At 66.9% G+C, this 21,008-nt stretch carries 22 protein-coding genes and 1 pseudogene; 18 read left to right on the forward strand and 5 right to left on the reverse strand.

What is annotated here, in order from left to right:
- The 5 genes from JOZ00_RS20330 to JOZ00_RS20350 form a co-directional block, all read left to right on the forward strand.
- Positions 1 to 190: riboflavin kinase (locus tag JOZ00_RS20330; protein ID WP_293347086.1), on the forward strand; the 190-nt coding region annotated here is incomplete at its 5' end.
- Positions 191 to 322: 132 nt separating this feature from the next.
- Positions 323 to 592: a 30S ribosomal protein S15 gene (rpsO, locus tag JOZ00_RS20335; RefSeq protein WP_293347142.1), complete on the forward strand. Its 270-nt coding sequence runs from the start codon at positions 323 to 325 to the stop codon at positions 590 to 592.
- A 387-nt stretch (positions 593 to 979) separates the two neighbouring features.
- Positions 980 to 3,265: a polyribonucleotide nucleotidyltransferase gene (locus tag JOZ00_RS20340; RefSeq protein WP_293347089.1), complete on the forward strand. Its 2,286-nt coding sequence runs from the start codon at positions 980 to 982 to the stop codon at positions 3,263 to 3,265.
- Positions 3,243 to 4,616: a pitrilysin family protein gene (locus tag JOZ00_RS20345; RefSeq protein ID WP_293347092.1), complete on the forward strand. Its 1,374-nt coding sequence runs from the start codon at positions 3,243 to 3,245 to the stop codon at positions 4,614 to 4,616. The genes JOZ00_RS20340 and JOZ00_RS20345 overlap by 23 nt, the downstream gene beginning before the upstream one ends.
- Before the next feature lie 4 nt (positions 4,617 to 4,620).
- Positions 4,621 to 5,646, forward strand: a complete 1,026-nt coding sequence (locus JOZ00_RS20350) for a nitronate monooxygenase (RefSeq protein WP_293347095.1) — start codon at positions 4,621 to 4,623, stop codon at positions 5,644 to 5,646.
- A 32-nt stretch (positions 5,647 to 5,678) separates the two neighbouring features.
- Here JOZ00_RS20350 and ald read toward each other — a convergent pair whose 3' ends face one another.
- A complete protein-coding gene (ald, locus tag JOZ00_RS20355) occupies positions 5,679 to 6,794 on the reverse strand; it encodes an alanine dehydrogenase (RefSeq protein ID WP_293347097.1) in 1,116 nt (371 codons plus the stop codon).
- Between the two features lie 100 nt (positions 6,795 to 6,894).
- Here ald and JOZ00_RS20360 point away from each other — a divergent pair, with 100 nt between their 5' ends.
- From JOZ00_RS20360 to JOZ00_RS20380, 5 genes and pseudogenes are all read left to right on the forward strand, one after another.
- On the forward strand, positions 6,895 to 7,356 hold the full coding sequence (locus JOZ00_RS20360) for an SRPBCC family protein (protein ID WP_293347100.1): 462 nt from the start codon (positions 6,895 to 6,897) through the stop codon (positions 7,354 to 7,356).
- Positions 7,357 to 7,480: 124 nt separating this feature from the next.
- Positions 7,481 to 7,633, forward strand: a pseudogene (locus JOZ00_RS20365) (NAD(P)/FAD-dependent oxidoreductase); the annotation flags it as partial.
- An 88-nt stretch (positions 7,634 to 7,721) separates the two neighbouring features.
- Complete coding sequence (locus JOZ00_RS20370) at positions 7,722 to 8,630, forward strand: metal-dependent hydrolase (protein WP_293347103.1); 909 nt, start codon at positions 7,722 to 7,724, stop codon at positions 8,628 to 8,630.
- A 3-nt stretch (positions 8,631 to 8,633) separates the two neighbouring features.
- Positions 8,634 to 10,388: an SDR family oxidoreductase gene (locus JOZ00_RS20375; RefSeq protein WP_293347106.1), complete on the forward strand. Its 1,755-nt coding sequence runs from the start codon at positions 8,634 to 8,636 to the stop codon at positions 10,386 to 10,388.
- A gap of 3 nt (positions 10,389 to 10,391) precedes the next feature.
- Positions 10,392 to 11,474 (forward strand): PDR/VanB family oxidoreductase, encoded by a 1,083-nt coding sequence (locus JOZ00_RS20380; RefSeq protein WP_293347109.1) that lies wholly within the window; start codon positions 10,392 to 10,394, stop codon positions 11,472 to 11,474.
- Here the strand turns inward: JOZ00_RS20380 and JOZ00_RS20385 are convergent.
- Together JOZ00_RS20385 and JOZ00_RS20390 are read right to left on the reverse strand one after the other, a co-directional pair.
- On the reverse strand, positions 11,461 to 12,000 hold the full coding sequence (locus JOZ00_RS20385; RefSeq protein ID WP_293347112.1) for a GNAT family N-acetyltransferase: 540 nt from the start codon (positions 11,998 to 12,000) through the stop codon (positions 11,461 to 11,463). The two genes, JOZ00_RS20380 and JOZ00_RS20385, sit on opposite strands and share 14 nt — an antisense overlap.
- Before the next feature lie 4 nt (positions 12,001 to 12,004).
- On the reverse strand, positions 12,005 to 12,574 hold the full coding sequence (locus JOZ00_RS20390; protein WP_293347145.1) for a TetR/AcrR family transcriptional regulator: 570 nt from the start codon (positions 12,572 to 12,574) through the stop codon (positions 12,005 to 12,007).
- 194 nt (positions 12,575 to 12,768) lie between these two features.
- Here JOZ00_RS20390 and JOZ00_RS20395 point away from each other — a divergent pair, with 194 nt between their 5' ends.
- Positions 12,769 to 13,776: a Rieske 2Fe-2S domain-containing protein gene (locus JOZ00_RS20395; RefSeq protein WP_293347115.1), complete on the forward strand. Its 1,008-nt coding sequence runs from the start codon at positions 12,769 to 12,771 to the stop codon at positions 13,774 to 13,776.
- Positions 13,773 to 14,855, forward strand: a complete 1,083-nt coding sequence (locus JOZ00_RS20400; RefSeq protein ID WP_293347118.1) for a dihydrodipicolinate reductase — start codon at positions 13,773 to 13,775, stop codon at positions 14,853 to 14,855. Before JOZ00_RS20395 ends, JOZ00_RS20400 begins: the two co-directional genes overlap by 4 nt.
- Positions 14,856 to 14,861: 6 nt before the next feature.
- Here the strand turns inward: JOZ00_RS20400 and JOZ00_RS20405 are convergent, their stop codons facing one another.
- Positions 14,862 to 16,148 (reverse strand): HNH endonuclease signature motif containing protein, encoded by a 1,287-nt coding sequence (locus JOZ00_RS20405; RefSeq protein WP_293347121.1) that lies wholly within the window; start codon positions 16,146 to 16,148, stop codon positions 14,862 to 14,864.
- A gap of 87 nt (positions 16,149 to 16,235) precedes the next feature.
- On the opposite strand from JOZ00_RS20405, the gene JOZ00_RS20410 reads away from it, so the two are divergent.
- The 5 genes from JOZ00_RS20410 to JOZ00_RS20430 all read left to right on the forward strand — a co-directional run bounded on the left by JOZ00_RS20410 (position 16,236) and on the right by JOZ00_RS20430 (position 19,576).
- Positions 16,236 to 16,922 (forward strand): NIPSNAP family protein, encoded by a 687-nt coding sequence (locus JOZ00_RS20410; RefSeq protein ID WP_293347124.1) that lies wholly within the window; start codon positions 16,236 to 16,238, stop codon positions 16,920 to 16,922.
- A 39-nt stretch (positions 16,923 to 16,961) separates the two neighbouring features.
- A complete protein-coding gene (gene dapB / locus JOZ00_RS20415; RefSeq protein WP_293347127.1) occupies positions 16,962 to 17,699 on the forward strand; it encodes a 4-hydroxy-tetrahydrodipicolinate reductase in 738 nt (245 codons plus the stop codon).
- A gap of 13 nt (positions 17,700 to 17,712) precedes the next feature.
- Positions 17,713 to 18,174 (forward strand): hypothetical protein, encoded by a 462-nt coding sequence (locus JOZ00_RS20420; RefSeq protein WP_293347130.1) that lies wholly within the window; start codon positions 17,713 to 17,715, stop codon positions 18,172 to 18,174.
- Between the two features lie 58 nt (positions 18,175 to 18,232).
- Positions 18,233 to 18,634, forward strand: coding sequence for an NAD(P)H-dependent oxidoreductase (locus tag JOZ00_RS20425; protein ID WP_293347148.1), 402 nt, complete (start codon positions 18,233 to 18,235; stop codon positions 18,632 to 18,634).
- Positions 18,635 to 18,745: 111 nt separating this feature from the next.
- Positions 18,746 to 19,576: a class I SAM-dependent methyltransferase gene (locus JOZ00_RS20430; protein WP_293347134.1), complete on the forward strand. Its 831-nt coding sequence runs from the start codon at positions 18,746 to 18,748 to the stop codon at positions 19,574 to 19,576.
- Here the strand turns inward: JOZ00_RS20430 and JOZ00_RS20435 are convergent.
- Positions 19,573 to 20,406, reverse strand: a complete 834-nt coding sequence (locus JOZ00_RS20435) for a thioesterase family protein (RefSeq protein ID WP_293347136.1) — start codon at positions 20,404 to 20,406, stop codon at positions 19,573 to 19,575. The two genes, JOZ00_RS20430 and JOZ00_RS20435, sit on opposite strands and share 4 nt — an antisense overlap.
- Before the next feature lie 38 nt (positions 20,407 to 20,444).
- On the opposite strand from JOZ00_RS20435, the gene JOZ00_RS20440 reads away from it, so the two are divergent.
- A partial coding sequence (locus JOZ00_RS20440; RefSeq protein ID WP_293347139.1) for an AMP-binding protein occupies positions 20,445 to 21,008 on the forward strand: 564 nt, incomplete at its 3' end.

Here is a 21,008-nt window from a genome sequence, read left to right on the forward strand (position 1 = left end):
CTTCTCCGGCCGCACCCGCACCGTCGAGGCGTTCGTCCTGGACACCGACGCCGACCTGTACGGCCAGCACGTGGCGCTGGACTTCGTCGCCCGCATCCGCGGGCAGCGCAAGTTCGACTCCGTCAAGGAGCTCATCACCGCGATGAATAAGGACACCGATAAGGCGCGCGGCATCCTGTCGTCCGATTGACCGCGCGCTCACGATTCGAGTCGCTCGCCTTCTGACTGCTAAACTTCCGGACGACATCGGCGCGTGCTGCAGTTCGCGGTGGCCGCGCCCGCAACATTCACCTTTCGCGGACTGATTGATGGAGATAGTTTTGTGGCGCTTACCGCCGAGCAGAAAAAAGAAATCCTAGGCAACTACGGCCTGCACGACAGCGACACCGGCTCCCCGGAGGCGCAGGTCGCGCTGCTGACCAAGCGGATTTCCGACCTCACCGAGCACCTGAAGATCCACAAGCACGACCACCACTCGCGGCGCGGACTGCTGCTGCTGGTCGGACGTCGGCGCCGGCTGCTCAAGTATGTGGCCCAGATCGACGTGGAGCGGTACCGCTCGCTCGTCGAGCGCCTGGGTCTGCGTCGCTGACCCGCTACCCGCACTGACCACCAATCGCGCAAATCCCCCAGTCCTGCCGGGCGGCTGGTCCGCCCGTGTAGAGTGGGACCGTTCTGGGCCGATTCGGCCCGAGCGAAATGGTGCGGCTACGCAGATCCGCGTGTGCCGTTCCAGCGTGTCACTGTGCACGTCACAAGGGAGCAGCCCTGTCTGCATCGGGCGGTCTTCGGTAGTGGCTGCCGGGCTCTCCGGATCTGGGGCAGGTCGGCCGCTTCGATCGATGGCCGTAGCCGTATTCAGACATCGCTGAAAGCTCTCACAGGTGACTCGCGGCCCCTCTCGGGCTGCTGAGTAGTCCTGCTGAGGTGCGTGTGGCAACGCGAAACAGCCGAATACAGAGAGGCCATACGGACACCCATGTCTGTAGCTGAAATTGAAGAGGGCGTGTTCGAGTCGACCGCCACTATCGACAACGGGAGCTTCGGCACCCGCACCATCCGTTTCGAAACAGGCCGGCTGGCCCAGCAGGCCGCCGGCGCCGTCGTCGCCTACCTCGACGACGAGAACATGCTGCTGTCGGCGACCACCGCCAGCAAAAGCCCGAAGGAGCACTTCGACTTCTTCCCGCTGACCGTCGATGTCGAGGAGCGGATGTATGCCGCGGGCCGCATCCCCGGTTCGTTCTTCCGCCGTGAGGGCCGTCCGTCCACCGACGCGATCCTGACCTGCCGGCTCATCGACCGGCCGCTGCGCCCGTCGTTCGTCAACGGGCTGCGCAACGAGATCCAGGTGGTGGTGACCATTCTGAGCCTGGATCCCAACGACCTGTACGACGTGCTCGCGATCAACGCCGCGTCGGCCTCCACCCAGATCAGCGGTCTGCCGTTCTCGGGTCCCATCGGGGGCGTGCGGGTGGCGCTCATCGACGGCACCTGGGTTGCGTTCCCGACCGTCGAGCAGCTCGAGCGGGCCGTGTTCGACATGGTCGTCGCCGGCCGCAAAGTCGAGGGCTCCGATGGTCCTGACGTCGCGATCATGATGGTCGAGGCTGAGGCCACCGACAAGGTCATCGAGCTCGTCGAGGGTGGCGCCCAGGCGCCCACGGAAACCGTTGTGGCCGAAGGCCTCGAGGCGGCCAAGCCGTTCATCGCGGCGCTGTGCACCGCCCAGCAGGAGCTGGCCGAGAAGGCCGCCAAGCCCACCGGCGACTTCCCGACATTCCCCGATTACGCCGACGACGTCTACTACTCGGTGAGCTCGGTGGCCACCGACGAGCTGGCCAAGGCGCTGACCATCGGCGGCAAGGCCGAGCGCGACGCGCGCACCGACGAGCTCAAGGCGGAGGTGCTGCAAAGGCTCGCCGACACCTACGAAGGTCGCGAGAAGGAAATCAGCGCCGCGTTCCGCTCGCTGACCAAGAAGCTTGTCCGCCAGCGCATTCTGACCGACCACTTCCGCATCGACGGCCGTGGCATCACCGACATCCGCGCGTTGTCGGCCGAGGTCGCCGTGGTGCCGCGGGCGCACGGCAGCGCGCTGTTCGAGCGTGGCGAGACCCAGATCTTGGGCGTGACCACGCTGGACATGGTCAAGATGGCCCAGCAGATCGACTCGCTGGGGCCCGAGACGTCCAAGCGGTATATGCACCACTACAACTTCCCGCCGTTCTCCACCGGGGAGACCGGCCGCGTCGGCTCGCCGAAGCGGCGTGAGATCGGGCACGGCGCGCTCGCCGAGCGGGCCCTGCTTCCGGTGCTGCCGAGCGTCGAGGAGTTCCCTTACGCCATCCGGCAGGTGTCCGAAGCGCTGGGCTCCAACGGTTCGACATCGATGGGATCGGTTTGCGCGTCCACGCTGGCGCTGCTGAATGCCGGTGTGCCGCTGAAGGCTCCGGTGGCCGGCATCGCGATGGGCCTGGTCTCCGACGACGTCGAGGTCGAGGGTCACGCCGAGCGTCGCTTCGTCACCCTCACCGACATCCTCGGCGCCGAAGACGCTTTCGGCGACATGGACTTCAAGTGTGCCGGGACCAAGGACTTCGTCACCGCGCTGCAGCTGGACACCAAGCTCGACGGAATCCCGTCGCAGGTGCTCGCGGCCGCGCTCGCGCAGGCCAAGGACGCCCGGCTGACGATCCTCGAGGTCATGGCCGAGGCCATCGACGGGCCCGACGAGATGAGCCCGTACGCGCCCCGGGTCACCACCATCAAGGTCCCGGTGGACAAGATCGGTGAGGTCATCGGCCCCAAGGGCAAGGTCATCAACGCCATCACCGAGGAGACCGGAGCGCAGATCTCGATCGAGGACGACGGCACCGTGTTCGTGGGTGCCACGGACGGGCCGTCGGCGCAGGCCGCGATCGACAAGATCAACGCCATCGCCAACCCGCAGCTGCCGACCGTGGGCGAGCGGTTCCTCGGAACCGTGGTCAAGACAACCGATTTCGGTGCGTTCGTGTCGCTGCTGCCCGGGCGTGACGGTCTGGTGCACATCTCCAAGCTCGGCAAGGGCAAGCGGATCGCGAAGGTCGAGGACGTCGTGAACGTCGGAGACAAACTGCGGGTCGAAATCGCCGATATCGACAAGCGCGGCAAGATCTCCCTCGTCCTGGTGGCCGAAGAGGACTCAGCGGATTCGGCGCCCGCCGATGCCGGGTCTGACCAGGCGGCCGCTCCTGCCGATGCCGCGACGACCGGTAGCTGAGGCATCCGGGGCGCGCCCCGGTCCCACGGGTGCCCTGCGGCGGGGCAAGCAATTCGTTGAAGCCGAGACGACGCACCTGCGTCGCACCACACTGCCCGGCGGCCTGCGGGTCGTCACCGAGTACCTGCCCGCGGTGCGTTCCGCGTCGGTCGGTGTCTGGGTCGGTGTCGGATCGCGCGACGAAGGCGGCACGGTGGCCGGGGCGGCGCACTTCCTCGAGCATCTATTGTTCAAGGCGACGCCGACCCGCACCGCCGTGGACATCGCGCAGGCGATGGACGCCGTCGGGGGTGAGCTGAACGCGTTCACCGCGAAAGAGCACACCTGCTACTACGCGCACGTGCTCGACAGCGACCTGGAGCTGGCCATCGATTTGGTCGCCGATGTGGTGCTCAACGGGCGCTGCGCTTCCGACGATGTCGAGCTGGAACGCGACGTGGTCCTCGAAGAGATCGCGATGCGCGACGACGATCCGGAGGACGCGCTGGGGGATATGTTCCTCTCGGCGATGTTCGGTGAACACCCGGTGGGCCGCCCGGTGATCGGCACCGCGCAGTCGGTGTCGTCGATGACGCGGACGCAACTGCACTCGTTCCACGTCCGGCGCTACACGCCGGAGCGGATGGTGGTCGCGGTGGCCGGCAATGTCGATCACGACGAGGTGGTCGCGTTGGTGCGCGAGCACTTCGGGCCCCATCTGGTCCGCGGGCGCCAACCGATCGCGCCGCGCAAGGGTGCCGGTCGGATGACGGGCCGGCCCAGGCTGATGCTGGGTAACCGGGACGCCGAGCAGGCCCACGTGTCGCTGGGCGTGCGCACTCCGGGACGGACCTGGGAGCACCGGTGGGCGCTGTCGGTGCTGCACACCGCGCTGGGCGGCGGCCTGAGCTCCCGGCTGTTCCAGGAGGTTCGAGAGTCGCGCGGCCTGGCCTACTCGGTCTACTCGGCGGTGGACATCTTCGCCGACAGCGGAGCGCTGTCGGTGTACGCCGCCTGCCAGCCCGAGCGCTTCGCCGAGGTCATGCAGGTGACCGGCGAGGTACTCGAATCGGTGGCGCGCGACGGCATCACCGAGGACGAATGCCGGATCGCCAAGGGCTCACTGCGTGGCGGGCTGGTGCTGGGTCTGGAAGACTCCAGCTCCCGGATGAGCAGGCTGGGCCGCAGCGAATTGAACTACGGTAAGCACCGCACCATCGAGCACACGCTGCGGCGGATCGACCAGGTGACCGTCGACGAGGTCAACGCGGTGGCCCGCCAGCTGCTCTCCCAACCCTACGGTGCTGCGGTTCTGGGTCCGTATGCCACCAAACGGGCACTGCCCCAACAACTTCGGGCGATGGTAAATTAGCCGAATGGTACTGGGCTTCTGGGACATCATGGTTCCCATCGTCGGTGCGCCGATGGCAGGTGGGCCCGGCACTCCGGCGCTGGCCGCTGCGGTTTCCAACGCGGGCGGGCTCGGTTTCGTCGCCGGCGGGCACCTGAGCGCGGAGCGGTTCGCCGAGGACATCGCCGCCGCGCGCGCGGCCACCACCGGCCCGCTGGGGGTCAACCTGTTCGTGCCCCAGCCCAGCGTCGCCGATTGGGTGCAGCTGGACTACTACGCCGCAGAGCTCGAAGAGATCGCCGAGCACTATCACGTCGAGGTCGGTCACCCGCAGTACGGAGACGACGACGATTGGGAGCACAAGCTCGAGGTGGTCGCCGACGTCCGGCCCGAGCTGGTGTCGTTCACCTTCGGCGTGCCGCCGCCCGACGTCGTTCGGCGCCTCGGTGCCCTCGGCCTGCTGGTGATGGTCACGGTGACGTCGTCGTACGAGGCCGGAGTCGCCGTCGCCGCGGGGGCGGACAGCCTGATCGTTCAAGGCCCCGGCGCCGGCGGGCACCGTGGCACCTTCGCGCCCGACATGGAGCCAAGCAACGAATCGCTGCACCACCTGCTGACCCGGATCCGCAGCGCTCACGACGTGCCCCTCATCGCGGCCGGCGGCCTCGGGACCGCGCGGGACGTCGCCGCCGTCCTGCATCGGGGTGCGGTCGCCGCCCAAGTCGGCACCGCGCTGCTGCTCGCCGACGAGGCGGGCACGAACGCCGCGTACCGCACTGCCATGAAGAACCCACTGTTCGGGACAACCGTTGTCACACGGGCGTTCTCGGGCCGGTATGCCCGCGGTCTGGAGAACGACTTCACCCGCACGCTGGACAACGTGGCACCGCTGGGCTACCCGGAGGTCAACCAGATGACATCTCCCATCCGGGAAGCGGCAGCCGCCGAGGAGGATCCCAACGGATTTCCGTTGTGGGCGGGAACTTCGTTTCAGGACGCCAGCTCCGGCCCCGCCGCCGACATCATCACCAGGCTCGCCCCGAACGACTGAGGCGTCAGAATTGAGGCGTCAGAATTGAGGCGTCAGCCCAGGACGCCCGCCGGGTCGGTGAACGGCATACCCAGGTCGTTGGCCACCTGCTCGGACAGCAGCGCGCCGTCGTGTGCCGAAAGCCCTTTCGCAAGAGCATGATCCGATCGGCACGCTGCCTGCCAGCCGCGGTCGGCGAGCGCTAGCACGTACGGCATGGTCGCGTTGGTCAGCGCCACGGTCGATGTCTTCGGCACCGCGCTGGGCATGTTGGCGACGCAGTAGAACACCGTGTCGTGTACGGCGAACGTGGGGTCGTCGTGGGTGGTCGGCCGGGAGTCCTCGAAACAGCCGCCCTGGTCGATCGAGATGTCCACCAATACCGCACCCGACTTCATCTGAGCCACAAGTGAATTCGGGATCAACTTAGGAGCCCTGGCGCCGGGCAGCAGGACGGCCCCGATGACGAGGTCGGCGCGTTTGACGGTGTGTTCGAGGTCGTAGGCCGACGAATAGCGAGTGCGCACCTGGCCACCGAACTCGGCGTCGACGAGCCGGAGCTTGTTGATGTTGACGTCGAGAACGGTGACGCTCGCCCCGATTCCGTTGGCGACGCGGGCGGCGTTGTATCCGGCCGTTCCGGAACCGATCACCACGACGTCGGCGGGTTTGACGCCCGGCACCCCACCCATCAGGACACCGCGCCCGCCGTGGGTGCGCATCAGGTGGTAGGCGCCGACCTGAGCGGACAGCCGGCCCGCGACCTCGCTCATCGGCGCCAGCAGGGGAAGGGTGCCGTCGGCGGCCTGCACCGTCTCGTACGCGATTGCCGTTGTCCTGGAAGCCAATAGCGCCTCGGTGCAGGCGCGCGAGGCGGCCAGATGCAGATACGTGAACAGAACCTGGTTGCTCCGCAAGAGGCCGTACTCGATCTCGATCGGTTCCTTGACCTTGAGCAGCAGGTTGGCGTCGGCCCAGACCTGTTCGGCCGTGTCGGCCATCTGCGCTCCTGCCGCCTTGAACTCGGCGTCGGGAATGGCCGACCCCTCACCAGCGCCGGCCTGCACGAGCACCTCGTGGCCGCGGCGGGTCAGCTCGGTGACGCCGGCCGGGGTGATGGCCACCCGGAACTCGTTCGTCTTGGTCTCGGTCGGTACGCCGACTCGCATGGTGGCCTCTCGTTTCGCACTCCCTTGGTCAAGTGTGAAGAAAGTTCGGATAGGCCGCAATCGGGCCTCTGCGGGTGTGTTTGCTGGCTATGATCGGCGGATGACCGACCCCTGCGTCACGGCCTCGGTGCACATCGCAGCCGGCCCCGACGTGGTGTATCGACTCGTCACCGACCTGCCGACGCTGGCTTCGCTGGCCGAGGAGGCCGTCGCCATGGAGTGGTGTAAGGGCAGCGCCGTCAGCCGGGGCGCGGTGTTCACCGGGCACAATCAGAGCGGCAGCCGGCGCTGGAGCACCAAGTGCAGGGTCACCGACGCGGAACCGGGCCGACTCTTCGCGTTTGACGTGCGCCACACGATATTTCCCATCGCGCGCTGGCAGTACGACATCGTCGCGGCGGATGGCGGCTGCCGGGTCACCGAGAGCACCTGGGACCGCAGACCCGGCTGGTTCCGCAAGGCCGCCGGCAAGGCCACCGGCGTCACCGACCGGGTGGCCGCCAACACCGAACACATCCGGCTCACCTTGCAGCGCCTCAAACAGCGCGCCGAGGCCGGGTAGCCGCGAGAACCGCGGAGGAACCGATGACGCGACGCGATCCCGCCGTAGCCGTCATCGGGGCTGGCATGTCCGGGCTGTGCGTCGCAATTGCGTTGGGCGGCACCTGAGGTGGACATCCGCGCAACTGCGCGCCGCGATGCCGGACACCGTGTGGACCACCGGCTGTGACAGCTGGTACCTCAACAAGGCGGGCGTGCCGGAGGTCTGGCCCTTCACGCCGGCCGCGCACCGGGCCATGCTGGCGAAGACCGACCCAGCGCGCTACGACCTGCGCTGAGAAAACCCGGTACCGCCGGTTTCGCATATCTTTGCCGCGTCACTATACTGGCGACGCGAGGGGCCAAACGCCGAGGTAGGGGGCAAGAATGTTGACCGTCGACGACCAGGCCGCGGGGCCGCATGACGCCTCGCTGGACCACGAACGGTTGGTTCTGGAGGCGCGCGACGTCGATTTCGACTGGGCCCAGTTGCCGTTTCACTACGTGCCCGGCGAGCCGTTCACCACGCACGTCCTCAACGTCCTGCACCTGCTGCTGCCCGCGGGCGAAGAGTTCTTCGTCGAGGTGTTCAAGCGGACGCTGCCGTTCATCAAGGACGATCAGCTGCGCCTCGACGTGCAGGGATTCATCGGCCAGGAGGCCGTCCATTCCCAGGCCCACTCCGGGGTGCTCGCCCACTTCGACGCGCGCGGCGTCGACCTGACGCCGTACACCGGCCAGATCAGGTGGTTGTTCGAGAAGCTATTGGGGCCGCGACCCCACTGGAGCGAACGGCGCCAGCGCAGTTGGCTGCTGGAACAGGTTTCGATCGTGTCGGCGATCGAGCACTACACCGCCATTTTGGGGGAGTGGGTCCTCGACTCGCCGGCACACGATGCCATCGGCACCGATCCGGTCATGCTGGACATGCTCCGCTGGCACGGCGCCGAAGAGGTCGAGCACAAGGCGGTGGCCTTCGACACGATGAAACACCTGCGGGCCGGATATTTCCGGCAGGTCCGCGCGCAGCTGGTGGTCACGCCCGCCTTGCTGCTGCTGTGGATTCGCGGTGTGCGGTACATGTACTCGCTGGATCCGTACCTGCCCCCGGGCGCCAAGCCGCGCTGGCGGCACTACTTCAAGGCGGCGCGCCGCGGGCTGGTGCCCGGGCCGCTGAGATTCGTTCGGGCGGTGGGAAACTACTACCGTCCCGGCTTTCACCCCGCCCAACTCGGCGGGGTTGGCCTGGCCGTCGACTACCTGGCCGTCTCGCCGGCGGCACGCGCGACGCACTGACCCATGACCATCACTTCCAGCGTCACCGCATCCGACGGCGTCACCCTCGCAGTGCACTGCTACAGCGAGATCGACCCGGCACGCCCGACGATCCTGGCCATTCACGGCTTTCCCGATAACCACCACGTCTGGGACGGCGTGGCCGAACAACTCGGCGGCCGCTACAATTTCGTGGCCTACGACGTACGCGGGGCAGGCGAATCATCGCGGCCCGCAAAGCGATCCGGCTATGTGTTCGCGCAGCTGGTCTCCGATATCGCCATGGTGATCGACAGCCTCAATGTCCCGCGGGTCCACTTGCTGGGCCACGACTGGGGCTCGATTCAGGCCTGGCCGGCGGTCACCGACGAATCGGTGGCGAGCAAGGTCGGCTCGTTCACCTCGATTTCGGGCCCGCACCTGCGGTATGCGGGGACGTTTATGCGGTCCGCGCGCAGTCCGCGGACGGCCGCCCAGGTCGCACGACAGCTGATGGCGTCGACCTATATCGGCTTCTTCCTGTGCCCCGGCGTGCCGGAACTGGCGTTTCGCTCCAGGGTCGGCGTGAAAGTCGTTGAGGCCCTTGGGCGCATCGGCAGCTCGAGCACCCGCAGTCAGCGCAGGGAGACGATGCGGTCGCTCACCGACTATCTCAACGGCCTCAACCTGTACCGGGCCAACATGCCAGCGCCGCTGCTGGTGCCCGGCGCGGAGCTGCCCAAAACCGATGTCGCGGTGCAGGTTCTGGTGCCACGCAAGGACGTCTTCGTGACGCCCGCGCTGCAACGGTTCACCGGGGCTATTCCCGACAACGGCAGGGTGGTCGGAATCGAGGGTGGCCACTGGGTGGTGACCTCGCGTCCGGACGTCATCGCCCGGCTGACCGCCGAATGGGTCGACCGAAATGCCAACGGCGGCACCGGCGTGGGCACCTCCGAGATGCCCGGCGGACGGCGGGAGGTGCGCGGCAAACTCGCGCTGGTCACGGGGGCGGGTGCCGGTATCGGCAGGGCCACCGCCGTGGAGTTGTCGCGTCGCGGTGCCCGCAAGGTGCTGGTCGTCGATCGGGATCTGGCCGCCGCCACCGAAACCGCGGACGCGCTTCGCGCCGCCTGCACCGACGCCGCGGTCTATCAGGTCGACGTCAGCGACGACGCCGCGATCAACGACCTTGCCGCACAAGTCCGCAACGAGCACGGCGTGGTCGATATCCTCGTCAACAACGCCGGCATCGGGATGGCGGGCCGCTTCCTGGAGACCACCGCGGCGAACTGGGAAAAGATAATGGGGGTCAACGTCGGCGGTGTCATCTCGGGCAGCAGGGCGTTCGGGGCGCAGATGGTCGAACGCGGCGAGGGCGGAACGATCATCAACGTGGCGTCAGCTTCGGCCTACCTGCCGTCGAAATCGATGGTCGCCTACAGCACCACGAAGGCAGCCGTGCTCGCGCTGAGCGAATCATTGCGGGCCGACTTCGCCGACGAGGGCATCACTGTCACCGCCGTGTGCCCGGGCTTCGTCAACACCAACATCGCCAAGAGCACCGTCTACGCCGGGATGTCGGACGAGCAGCAGGAGCGGTCGCGGCAGAAGGCCGATGCGGCCTACCGGCGCCGCAACTTCACACCGGAAGCGACCGCCAAGGCGATCGTGAAGGCCATCGAGTCCGGCCCGGCCGTCCTGCCCGTCGCCGCTGAATCGCGGATCGGCTACGCGATGCGGCGCATCAGCCCGTCAGCGCTGCGACTGCTCGCACGCCTCGACATCCGGCAGAAGTAGGGATTGTCTGTGCCGGAGAGCATTTGGGACAGCAGGCCCGCCGACTTGTACGGTCGGCGCGATCGCGACCGTTTCGGCACCCTGCTGTGGGGCGTCCGTTTACTGTTCGAGGGGTTCGCTTCGGCGTCGCGGTGGCAGCCGTCGCGGGTGCAGCCGGTGCGGCGGATGCAGACCGCCGTCGTCACCAAACGGGAACTCGTCGCGCCCGATGTCGTCGCGTTGACGCTGGCCGACGCGGATGGCGGATTGCTTCCTGCCTGGTCCCCCGGCGGCCACATCGACGTCCGGCTGCCCTCCGGACGGCGCCGGCAGTATTCGCTGTGCGGCCCGCCCGGACGGCGCACGGACTATCGCATCGCCGTTCGCCGGATCGCCGACGGGGGTGGCGGTTCCATCGAGATGCATGAGGCGTTCGACGTGGGGGACACCCTCGAATTCGAGGGCCCGCGCAACGCGTTCTATCTCGGTACGGCCGAGCACGACGTTTTGTTCGTGATCGGTGGCATCGGCGTGACGCCGATCCTGCCGATGATCCGAGCGGCCGCGCAACGCGGAATGGATTGGCGCGCAGTCTATGCCGGACGAAGCCGGGAGTACATGCCGCTGCTCGACGAAGTGGTGGCGGTGGCACCGGATCGGGTGACCGTCTGGGCAGACGACGAGCACGGTGGCTTCGCGACCGTGGCCGGCCTACTGAGCGACGCCGGTGAGAAGACGGCCGTTTACGTGTGCGGGCCGAGTGCCATGCTCGAAGCGGTGCGTATCGCGCGTGACGAGCACGCCGGCGCGCCACTGCATTACGAGCGGTTCAGCCCGCCGCCGGTCGTCGACGGAGTGCCGTTCGAGTTGGAGCTCGCGCGCTCGCGGGAGGTGCTCAGCGTTCCCGCGAACAGGACAGCGCTCGACGTCATGCTCGATAAGGATCCGACGACTCCCTACTCCTGCCGGCAAGGCTTTTGCGGCACCTGCAAGGTGAAAGTGCTTGCGGGCCAGGCTGATCACCGCGGGCGCATCGCGGTGGGCGAGGATGACATGCTTGTGTGCGTGTCGCGCGCCGACGGTGGCCGGGTGGTCATCGACGCGTGAGCCGATAGCCCACGTGCGGCACCGTAAGACCGGGAAGCGGCTTCCAGACGAAGGTGCGACCGTCGAGGCGAAAGTCCTTGTTCTCGTAGAATTCCCGTGCCCTGTGATTCTTCTCCGCGCACCACAGGATCACGTCGCCCGAGGCGTCTGAGCGTAGAGCCTTATTGAGCAGGCGACTGCCCACGCCGCGACGCTGGCTTTCCAGTGACGTATACAGGGCGTCGATCTGCAGATCCGCGGGATGCGCGGCGTCCGGCCCGAAGAGCGTCATGCCGAGCGTCTTGGCGCCGGACTCGGCGATCCACATGCGCCACCCCGGCCGGCTGAGGTCCTGGGGGTACCGCTCCGTGGCCCAGAGCTTCGGTGAGGCGATCATGTCGAGCACGAAATCGTCCAAGATGCCCGACCACGAGTGCCGCCACACCGGATAGTGCATCGAGGCGACCTTGGCGAAATCGGTCGGCTTGGCTTCCCGGATCCTGAGGTCGCCGGACTTGCCGCGAGCAGCTTTGCGGGCAGCGATCATTCGCCTATGCGCCTTCCAGATAGGCCGCCAACGCATTGGTCAGGCCCCGGCGCGCGAGGTCGAGGTCGGCATACGAGCCCAGCTGGCGCTCCGAGACCAGTCCGCGCATCACCCCGGGGATGAGCGCCGCCACCTCGCGCAGCCGATCCGGGTCGACGCCCAGGCCGGCGAACGCGTGCTGACAGGTCTCCAGCCAGCTCTTGCCCCAGGAGAACAGCTCGGCCGCGGTGCGCGGGTAGAGCCGCTCGAGCTCGTCCGGGTCGCGGGGGAGCGCCGCCCGCAAATTCTCGATGGCGCGGGAATCCGGCGACGCCAGGCCGGTGTAGAGGGTGTCGATAATGGCACCGACACGCTCGCGCAGGGGCGCGTCCGGTTTGACCGGTGTGGAGAGGCTCGAAAACGCCGCGGCCCGCCGCTCGGCCGTGCGGTGCAGCACCGCCGCCCAGAAACCATCGGTGTCGCCGAACTGGTACTGCACCGCACCCCAAGTGGCGCCGATTTCTTTGGCGATGCGATTGGCCGACACCGAGCCCGGCTCGCCGGAGGCCAGCGACTTGAGCGCGGCCTCGAGCATGCTCTCCCGCGTCGCGTGGCCACGCCGGTTGGGGCGTCGCCCGGCGGTGCCGGCCTTCAGCGCCTGCCCAGTCATCTGACGATCCTAATCCAGCCCCGCGGCGCGCGATCAGCGTTTCATAGACCCCACTGTTATTTTCCGGCGGCGCCGCCTATATTCGTACGCAAGGAGGGCATCTCAGATGGCTGGGTCACATGGCTAAGTCGCCGCTGTCGATGAAACCGACCGGGTGGTTCCAGGTCGCTTGGTCTGACGAGATCGGCGTCGGCGACGTCCACAAGATGAAGTACTTCGACACCGAAATGGTCGCCTGGCGTGCCGAATCCGGCCAGCTGACGGTGATGAACGCCTACTGCGAACACCTGGGTGCCCACCTGGGGTACGGCGGCAAGGTCGTCGGCGAGGTGCTGCAGTGCCCCTTCCACGGCTGGCAGTGGAGCGCCGACGGGCGCAACGTTTGCATCCCGTACCAGGATCGGCCCAACCGCGGCCGGCGCATCCGCACCTACCCGGTCGTGGAGCGCAACGAGTCCGTCTACATCTGGCACGACGTCGAGCGTCGCGAACCCTACTTCGACGCGCCGGACGTGTTCGCCGCGTTCGCCGACGGCAGCAGCGCCGGCGACTATTACGCGCAGCAGCGGTTGTATCGCGGGCGCCTAGAACTGCACCCGCAGTACGTCCTGGAAAACGGAGTGGACTTCGCGCATTTCAAATACGTGCACAACACCCCGATCGTGCCGGTGTTCACCCGTCACGACTTCGGCGAGCCGGTCTCGTTCGTCGATTTCACCATCACCTTCGAAGGCGATGACGGCCAGAAGATCGAGGACGTCAACAGCGGCGTCGAAGCCATCAACGGCGGCTTAGGAATCGCGGTGACCAAGAGCTGGGGCATGATCGACAACCGCACCATCTCGGCGATCACCCCGATCGACGAGTTCACCTCCGACGTGCGGTTCATGGTCTACATCGGCCGCACGCCGGGCAAGGATCCCGAGCGGGCCGAGCGCAAGGCGGCCGAATTCGGCCGGGAAGTGATCCGCCAATTCGAGCAGGACATCGAGATCTGGCAGCACCAGCGCTATTCGGACCCACCCGCGCTGGCCACCGACGAATACGAGGGTTTCACGGCAATTCGTAAGTGGGCCAAGCAATTCTATCCCGAGGCGTTCGCATCGCAGGAAGGCTCAACGCAATGAGTACAGCACAGGTTCGCGTCTTCCAGGTCGGATCCGGAAACGTGGGTTCGGAGATGATCAAGCGGATCGCCACCCAGCCCGACCTCAAACTGGTTGGGGTGCACTGTTATTCGCCAGAGAAGGTCGGCAAGGACACGGGCGAATTCGCCGGCCTGGCGCCCAACGGCGTGAAGTTCACCGGGGCCGTCGACGAGATCATCGCCGCCAAGCCCGACGTGCTCACCTTTCATGGCGTGTTTCCCGACGAAGACCTGTATGTCAAAGTGCTCGAAGCGGGGATCAATATCGTCACCACCGCCGACTGGATCACCGGATGGCACCGGGACAAGAACCATCCGCACTCGTCGGGTAAGCCGGTGACCCAGCTGCTCGCCGAGGCTTGTGAGAAGGGCGGCGCCACGTTCTACGGCACCGGCATGAATCCGGGCCTCAATCAGATCCTCGGCGTGGTGTGCTCCGCCGACGTCGCCGAGATCGAGAACGTCACCACGATCGAGTCCGTCGACGTGTCCTGCCACCACTCCAAGGACACCTGGATCGAGGTGGGCTACGGGCAGCCGGTCGACGATCCGGAGATCCCGTCGAAGCTGGAGAAGTACACCCGCGTGTTCGCCGACAGCGTGCTGCTGATGGCCGACTGCTTCGAATTACCGCTCGACGAGGTGAAATTCAGCTACGAGCTGGGCGCGTGCACCAAGGACGTCGACCTGGGCTGGTACACGCTGCCCAAGGGTTCGCTGGGCGGCAACTACATCAAGTACCAGGGCATGGTGGACGGGGTGCCCCGGGTCGAGACGCATCTGGAATGGCAGATGACCCCGCACACCGATCCGAGCTGGAATGTCAAGGGCTGCTACATCACTCAGATCAAGGGCGATCCGTGCGTCTACAACAAGCACATGATCTTCCCCAAGCCGGGCGTGGACTTGTCCAACCCGGCCAACTTCGCCTCGATCGGCATGACCGTGACCGGGATGCCCGCCCTCTACGCGATTAGGTCGGTGGTCGCCGCGCGGCCCGGACTGATCACCAGCGCCGACCTGCCGCTGCGTGGATTCGCCGGCCGGTTCAAGACGTAACGGGCGTCAAGGCTCGAAGAATCGCTCGGGGTGGTGGTAGTCGTTGGTGCGAACCCCGCGGTCCAGGTGTGGCGGTGGGATCCACTCGATGCGGCCGTCCGCGAGAGCCCTTGTCCGCCAGCCCTTTCCGATGAGCTTGTGATGGGGTGTGCAGGCGAAGGCGAGGTTGGCGGCGTCGGTTGAGCCGCCGCTGGACCAGTCCTCGAGATGGTGGACCTGAGACCAATACCCCGGCGCGTCGCAGCCCGGGTGCGTGCAGCCGCGGTCCTTCGCGTACAGGACTATCCGCTGATCCGGTGTGGCGATTCGTCGCGAACGACCCAGATACAGCGGCCGATTCGAGTGCTCGTCGAACACGGCGAGGTAGTGATACGCGTGGCGGGCCATCCGGATCACATCGCGCATGGGCAGCCGTGTTCCACCGCCCGTCATCGCCAACCCGGCGCCCGACGTCAGCTCCCGCAGCGTGGTCGACACGATGACGGTGACCGGTAACCCGTTGTGCACACCGAGTTTCGGATCGCCCAGGCGGTCACGGACCAACGAGTTGAGCGCATCGTGCTGGCGTTGCGCGGCGCTGTCCGTGGATTCCTCGCTCGGTGCTGCGAATCGCGCCAGCCACGCATCGAGATTGGCGCGCAGCTCCGGCGAGGCGACCAGCTTTCCGATGCTCATCCCGTCGGGCCGCTGGCCACACCAAGTGAAGGCGCGCTGCCGGGCGCGGTCTGTATCGGAGAACTTGCCGTCGGGATTGATCAGCAGCGCGCACTGCCGGGCCACCTTGTCCAGCTGGTCGGGCCGCAGCTTCGTCGCCTGCCGAGCGAGAAATCGCTCGGCGGCCTCGACCGTCGGGGCGGGGATGTCCACCGGAAGGTCGCGGACGAACGTCTGGATCACCCGCACGTGCTGACCATCGAGTGCACCCTCGTGCCATTCCTGCGCCGTGGCCGGCAGTTCCGGCGGCAACTCCTCGCCCGTGAGTGTCAATCGCGGGGAAAGCTGTTGGGCGTCACGAACCCGACGGCATGCCTCGGCGTAGCTGATCCGCAGCCAGTCGGCGACGACCTTATGGACCGGGCCGCCGATGTCAGCGGGGTCCTCATCCGCCAGTCCGGCGATCAGCTCGTGGCTCACCGCGAGCTGGCGTCGACGCGACGTCTCCATCTGATCCAGCACCCGCAGCCGAACCGCTGGGTTCAGGGCCGCGAAGTTCGTCCGGCGGATCGTCGCCACTGCGGCATCGATCGCTTCCAGAGCGGCGGTCAGCTCCGCTGGAGGTTCGATCGAATGCATGTTCGAATGATATTGCGCGGGGCCGACGCGGATCACGAAAAAGATGGCGGCTGTGGATAAAGACCGAACTGTGCATAAGCTCGCGCGATGACGCCGTACCCCGAAGCGATGACGGAACCTTTGTCGATCGGCGCGCAAGACCTGCCCCGTGACCAACAGGACGTCCGCTACGAACTGGCGGTGCTGTCGTTTCGGCTGCCAGACGGCGAGAATGCCGCTGCCGGCATCCTTCCCTGGGTGACCAGCCCCGATGCACACGGGCGGTTGCTGGGATGCTGGCAAACCGAAAACGGCCCGCTGGGTCGGCTGTTCGTGCTGCGTGGCTTCACCGATGACAGGGAACTGGCGCAGGAGCGGATGCGGGCGCGCGGGAACGCCAGCCCGTTCGGGGCCGGTGAGCATCTGACTGACCTGAGCATGCAGAGCTTCGTGCCGTTTCCCTTCGTCCCGCCGGTGCGCACCGGCCACTTCGGGCCGGTATACGAAATTCGCGACTACCACTTGCGGCCAGGCGGACTGCCGCCAACCATCGACGGCTGGCGCCAGGCCCTGCCCGCGCGGCATCTTATTGATCCGATCACCGTGGTGATGTACGCGCTCGATGGTCCGGACCGCATCATTCAGATCTGGCCGTTCCACGGCCTGGACGCACGCGTCGACATTCGCAGGGATCTGTACGAAAAGGGGCTGTGGCCACCACCGGGTGGGCCGGAACAGATCTTGGAGGCCACCTCGATCATTGCCTGGCCTACCGAATTCTCGCCGCTGACCTGACCGCACGCCCGCCCGACGCCCCGGTCTAGGGTGAAGACCATGCGGGTAGGTGTGTTGGGGTCCAAAGGAAAAGTCGGGTCGACGATGGTGGCGGCCGTGCAGGCCGCCGGGGATCTGACCCTGTCCGCCGAGGTGGACGAAGGTGATTCACTGAGCCTGCTGACCGACTCCGGCACCGAGGCGATCATCGACTTCACCCACCCCGCTGTGGTGATGGACAACCTGGAGTTCCTCATCGGCAACGGAATTCACGCCGTCGTCGGCACCACCGGGTTCACCGCCGAGCGACTCGAGCAGGTCGAGGCGTGGCTGGCGAAGAGCCCCGAGACGTCGGTGCTGATCGCCCCGAACTTCGCGATCGGAGCGGTGCTTTCGATGCATTTCGCCAAGCAGGCTGCGCCGTTCTTCGACTCCGCGGAGGTGATCGAGCTGCATCACCCGCACAAGGCCGACGCCCCGTCGGGCACGGCCGCCCGCACCGCGAAGTTGATCGCGGAATCGCGAAAAGGCTTGCCGCCCAACCCCGATGCCACCAGCACCAGCCTGCCTGGAGCTCGCGGGGCGGACGTGGACGGGATCCCGGTGCACTCGGTGCGGCTGGCCGGACTGGTTGCGCACCAAGAGATCCTGTTCGGCACCGAGGGGGAGACGCTGACCATTCGGCACGACAGCCTGGACCGCACGTCGTTCGTGCCGGGCGTGTTGCTGGCCGTGCGCCGAGTCAAGGAGCGCCCGGGGCTCACGGTGGGCCTGGAGCCCCTGCTCAATCTGCAATGACTTTCAATCTGCAATGACCAAGTCGCTGCGCATCCAGCTGCTCATCGCGCTGATGTGCGTCGCGATGCTGGCGTATTTCGTGCTGCTGGGCCGGATGGCCGTCGCGCTGATCGGCTCGGGCCGCGGCGCTGCGGTGGGGCTGGGCCTCGCGGTGCTGATCATGCCGTTCATCGGTTTGTGGGTGATGGTGGCCACCTTGCGATCCGGGTTCGCGCACCAGAAGCTGGCACGGCTGATCGCCGCGGACGGAATGGAATTGGACACCAGCGCGCTGCCGCGGCGGCCGTCGGGCCGCATCGAGCGCAACGCGGCCGACGAGCTGTTCGCGACGGTGCGCACCGAAGTGGAAACCGATCCCGACGACTGGCGGCGCTGGTACCGGCTGGCCCGTGCGTACGACTACGCGGGAGACCGCCGCCGGGCCCGGGAAGCCATGAAGACGGCCGTCCAACTGGAAGGTCGCGCGCGTGGATGAAACACAGACTAAGACGCTGCTCATCGTGCATCACACCCCGTCCCCGCACACTCACGAGATGTTCGAGGCGGTACTGTCCGGCGCCACGGATCCCGAGATCGAGGGCGTCGAGGTGGTCCGGCGGGCCGCCCTGAGCCTCACGCCCAACGACATGCTCGAGGCCGACGGCTACGTCCTGGGCACCCCGGCCAACCTGGGGTACATGAGCGGCGCACTCAAGCACGCTTTCGACGTCTGCTACTACCCGTGCCTGGATGCCACCCGCGGTCGCCCATTCGGCCTGTATCTACACGGCAACGAGGGCACCGAAGGCGCCGAGCGGGGTGTCATGGGTATCACCGCCGGGCTCGGTTGGACGAAAGCCGCAGGAACAGTGGTGGTTTCAGGTAAGCCGAGCAAGGAAGACCTACAGGCGTGCTGGGAGCTTGGGGCGACGGTCGCCGCTCAACTGATGGAGTAGCTCCGAGGGCTTTTAGGGCCCACTAGATACGACGGATCGATACAAACACGCACGGCCGCATTGGGTGCATGCTGGATGTCATCGGGAATGACTGAACGGAGGTGGCCGCGGATGTCCAAGGTCGCACCCGAGCTCGGCGAGATACAAGAGACATTGCTGATTCCGCTGTACGGCAGAGCGCGTGACGCCGCACTGCGTCACCCGGTGCTGGGCGACAAGCGAGCCCGTGAGCTGGTCGATGGTCTCGACTACGACTTCACGCGGTTCGGCGGCCCCTCACTTTCCGGCTCGGTGCTGCGATCGGCCATCCTCGACGGGTGGGTGCGCCGGTTCCTGAACCGGCATCCGAGGGCAACGGTCGTCGAACTCGGCACGGGGCTGAACACCCGTTTCGAGCGGCTCGACAACGGCACGGTCCGCTGGTTCGACGTGGACCTCCCCGACACGATCGCGCTGCGCCGACGATTCTTCACCGACAGTGAGCGTCGCACCATGCTGGTCGGTTCGGTGCTCGAAACGGACTGGTTCGACACCGTGGCCGCCGCTGAAGGTCCGTACCTGTTCGTGAGCGAAGCCGTCCTGGTGTACCTGGCCGAAGAACAAGTACGCACGGTGCTTTCGCAACTGGCCCAACGGTTCGCGGGCTCGGTAATCGCCTTCGACACCGCCGGCGAGATCATGCTGCGCAATCAACACCGCAACGGGTCGATGCACGCGGTTGCCGCTCGGATGCAGTGGGTTTGCGAGGACCCGCACCGGATCGAGCAGTGGGGACCCCGGCTGCTGGAGACCCGCACATTCGCGACCCCACAACCCGACGTCGCCGATGCCCTGCCGGCTCGCTATCGCTACGGCATGCCGCTACTGGCGCGCGTGCTGCCCGCGATGGTCAACAGCTACCGAATGAATCTCTTCCAGCTGGCTGTTCCTAATTCGGTCTAGCCGTACGTCGGGTTGAACGCCTCGGCGGGTTGGGCCAGCGCCAGAGCCGAGCTGGTGCCGATCGGGCCGTGCCGATCGAACAGGGTCGCGCTGCCGGTGGCCACCCCGGCCGTGCCGTAATGGCTTGCCGCCGCCAGCCCGAGATATTCGCCGTCGGGCAGCCGGCTCGCGGTGACGGTGTAGTCGGCGTTGATGTAGCGCAATCCTCCGGTGCCCCAATGGGTCAGCGAACTGGTGATATCGCCGACGAATGCCAGCCGGGTGAACGGCGTCAACGGGTGGCCGTGCACCATCGGGCGAAACAGCCGCGCCCACGCGAACTTCTGCGAATGCGACTGCTCCCACTCGCCCGCGGCGATGCCGGGGCTGCCTGCGGCGCTGGCCCCGTACCCCCAGATCAGAAACGGCATGTCCTCAGGGAAGCCGTCGGAGTTCGCCGGCAGCGGCGGCATCTCGATGGGAGCGGACCACACCTGTCCATCGGGGTGCTCGCCCCGGCGCAGAAACAGTGCACTGGCCCGCGCGACGGTGGCTCCGTTCTGGATCAGCGCGCCGTCGACGAGCTTGATGCGCCTGCCTTCCCGCTGCACCGAGGTCTGAATCCGCACCGGCTCAAGCAGAACCGGACGCAGCAGGTCCACAGTGAACCGGGCGGGCTGCAGCTCCGGATCGACACCGGATTGTTCGATGCCCCAACCCAACATGCCGCCGACGATCTGGCCACCCATCGCCGCACCCCACGGGCCCCGCGTCATCGGGCCCGGCAGGTAGGAGTCGCCGTCGACAGTGAAAAACGCCTCGGGCATGATGGCGGAATCCTCGATCGTCACCGCCATCACGATAGGCGAGGAGGGTAGTAAGGACCGGCATGCCTCCTGTGATCGATATTTCGCGCAGCCACAACCCGTTCGATTCGGCCGGTGTGTCTCGCGGCGCCGATGAGATTCCGCATTACGACGAACTGCCCGCCACACTGCTGGACATGCTCGCCGACCAGGTCGACCGCCGTCCCGATGCCGAGGCTCTGGTCGAACTCGGTGCCGGGCGGTTGACGTATCGGCAGCTGTGGGACCGCGCGGCTCGGGTAGCAGGCGGCCTGCGCACCGACGGCGTGCAGCCGGGCGACCGTGTCGCCGTGCGCTACCCTGCGGGCCTCGATTGGGTACTGGCGTTCTGGGGCATCGTGATGGCCGGCGGTATCGCGGTGGCCGTCAATACGCGGTCGGCTCGACCGGAGGTCGAGTTCGTGCTGTCCGACTCCGGCGCCCGGGTGGATCTGGACGCGGACACCCCACTGCCCGACGCAGCGCCCTACGTCACCGAGAAACTCGGCCGCTCAGATACCGCCGCGCTGTTCTACACCTCGGGCACCACCGGTCATCCGAAGGGCGTGCCGACCACCCACGAAGCTTTCCTGACCAACACCGAGAAC

The organism is Mycobacterium sp. (assembly GCF_019243155.1).
Lineage (GTDB): Bacteria > Actinomycetota > Actinomycetes > Mycobacteriales > Mycobacteriaceae > Mycobacterium.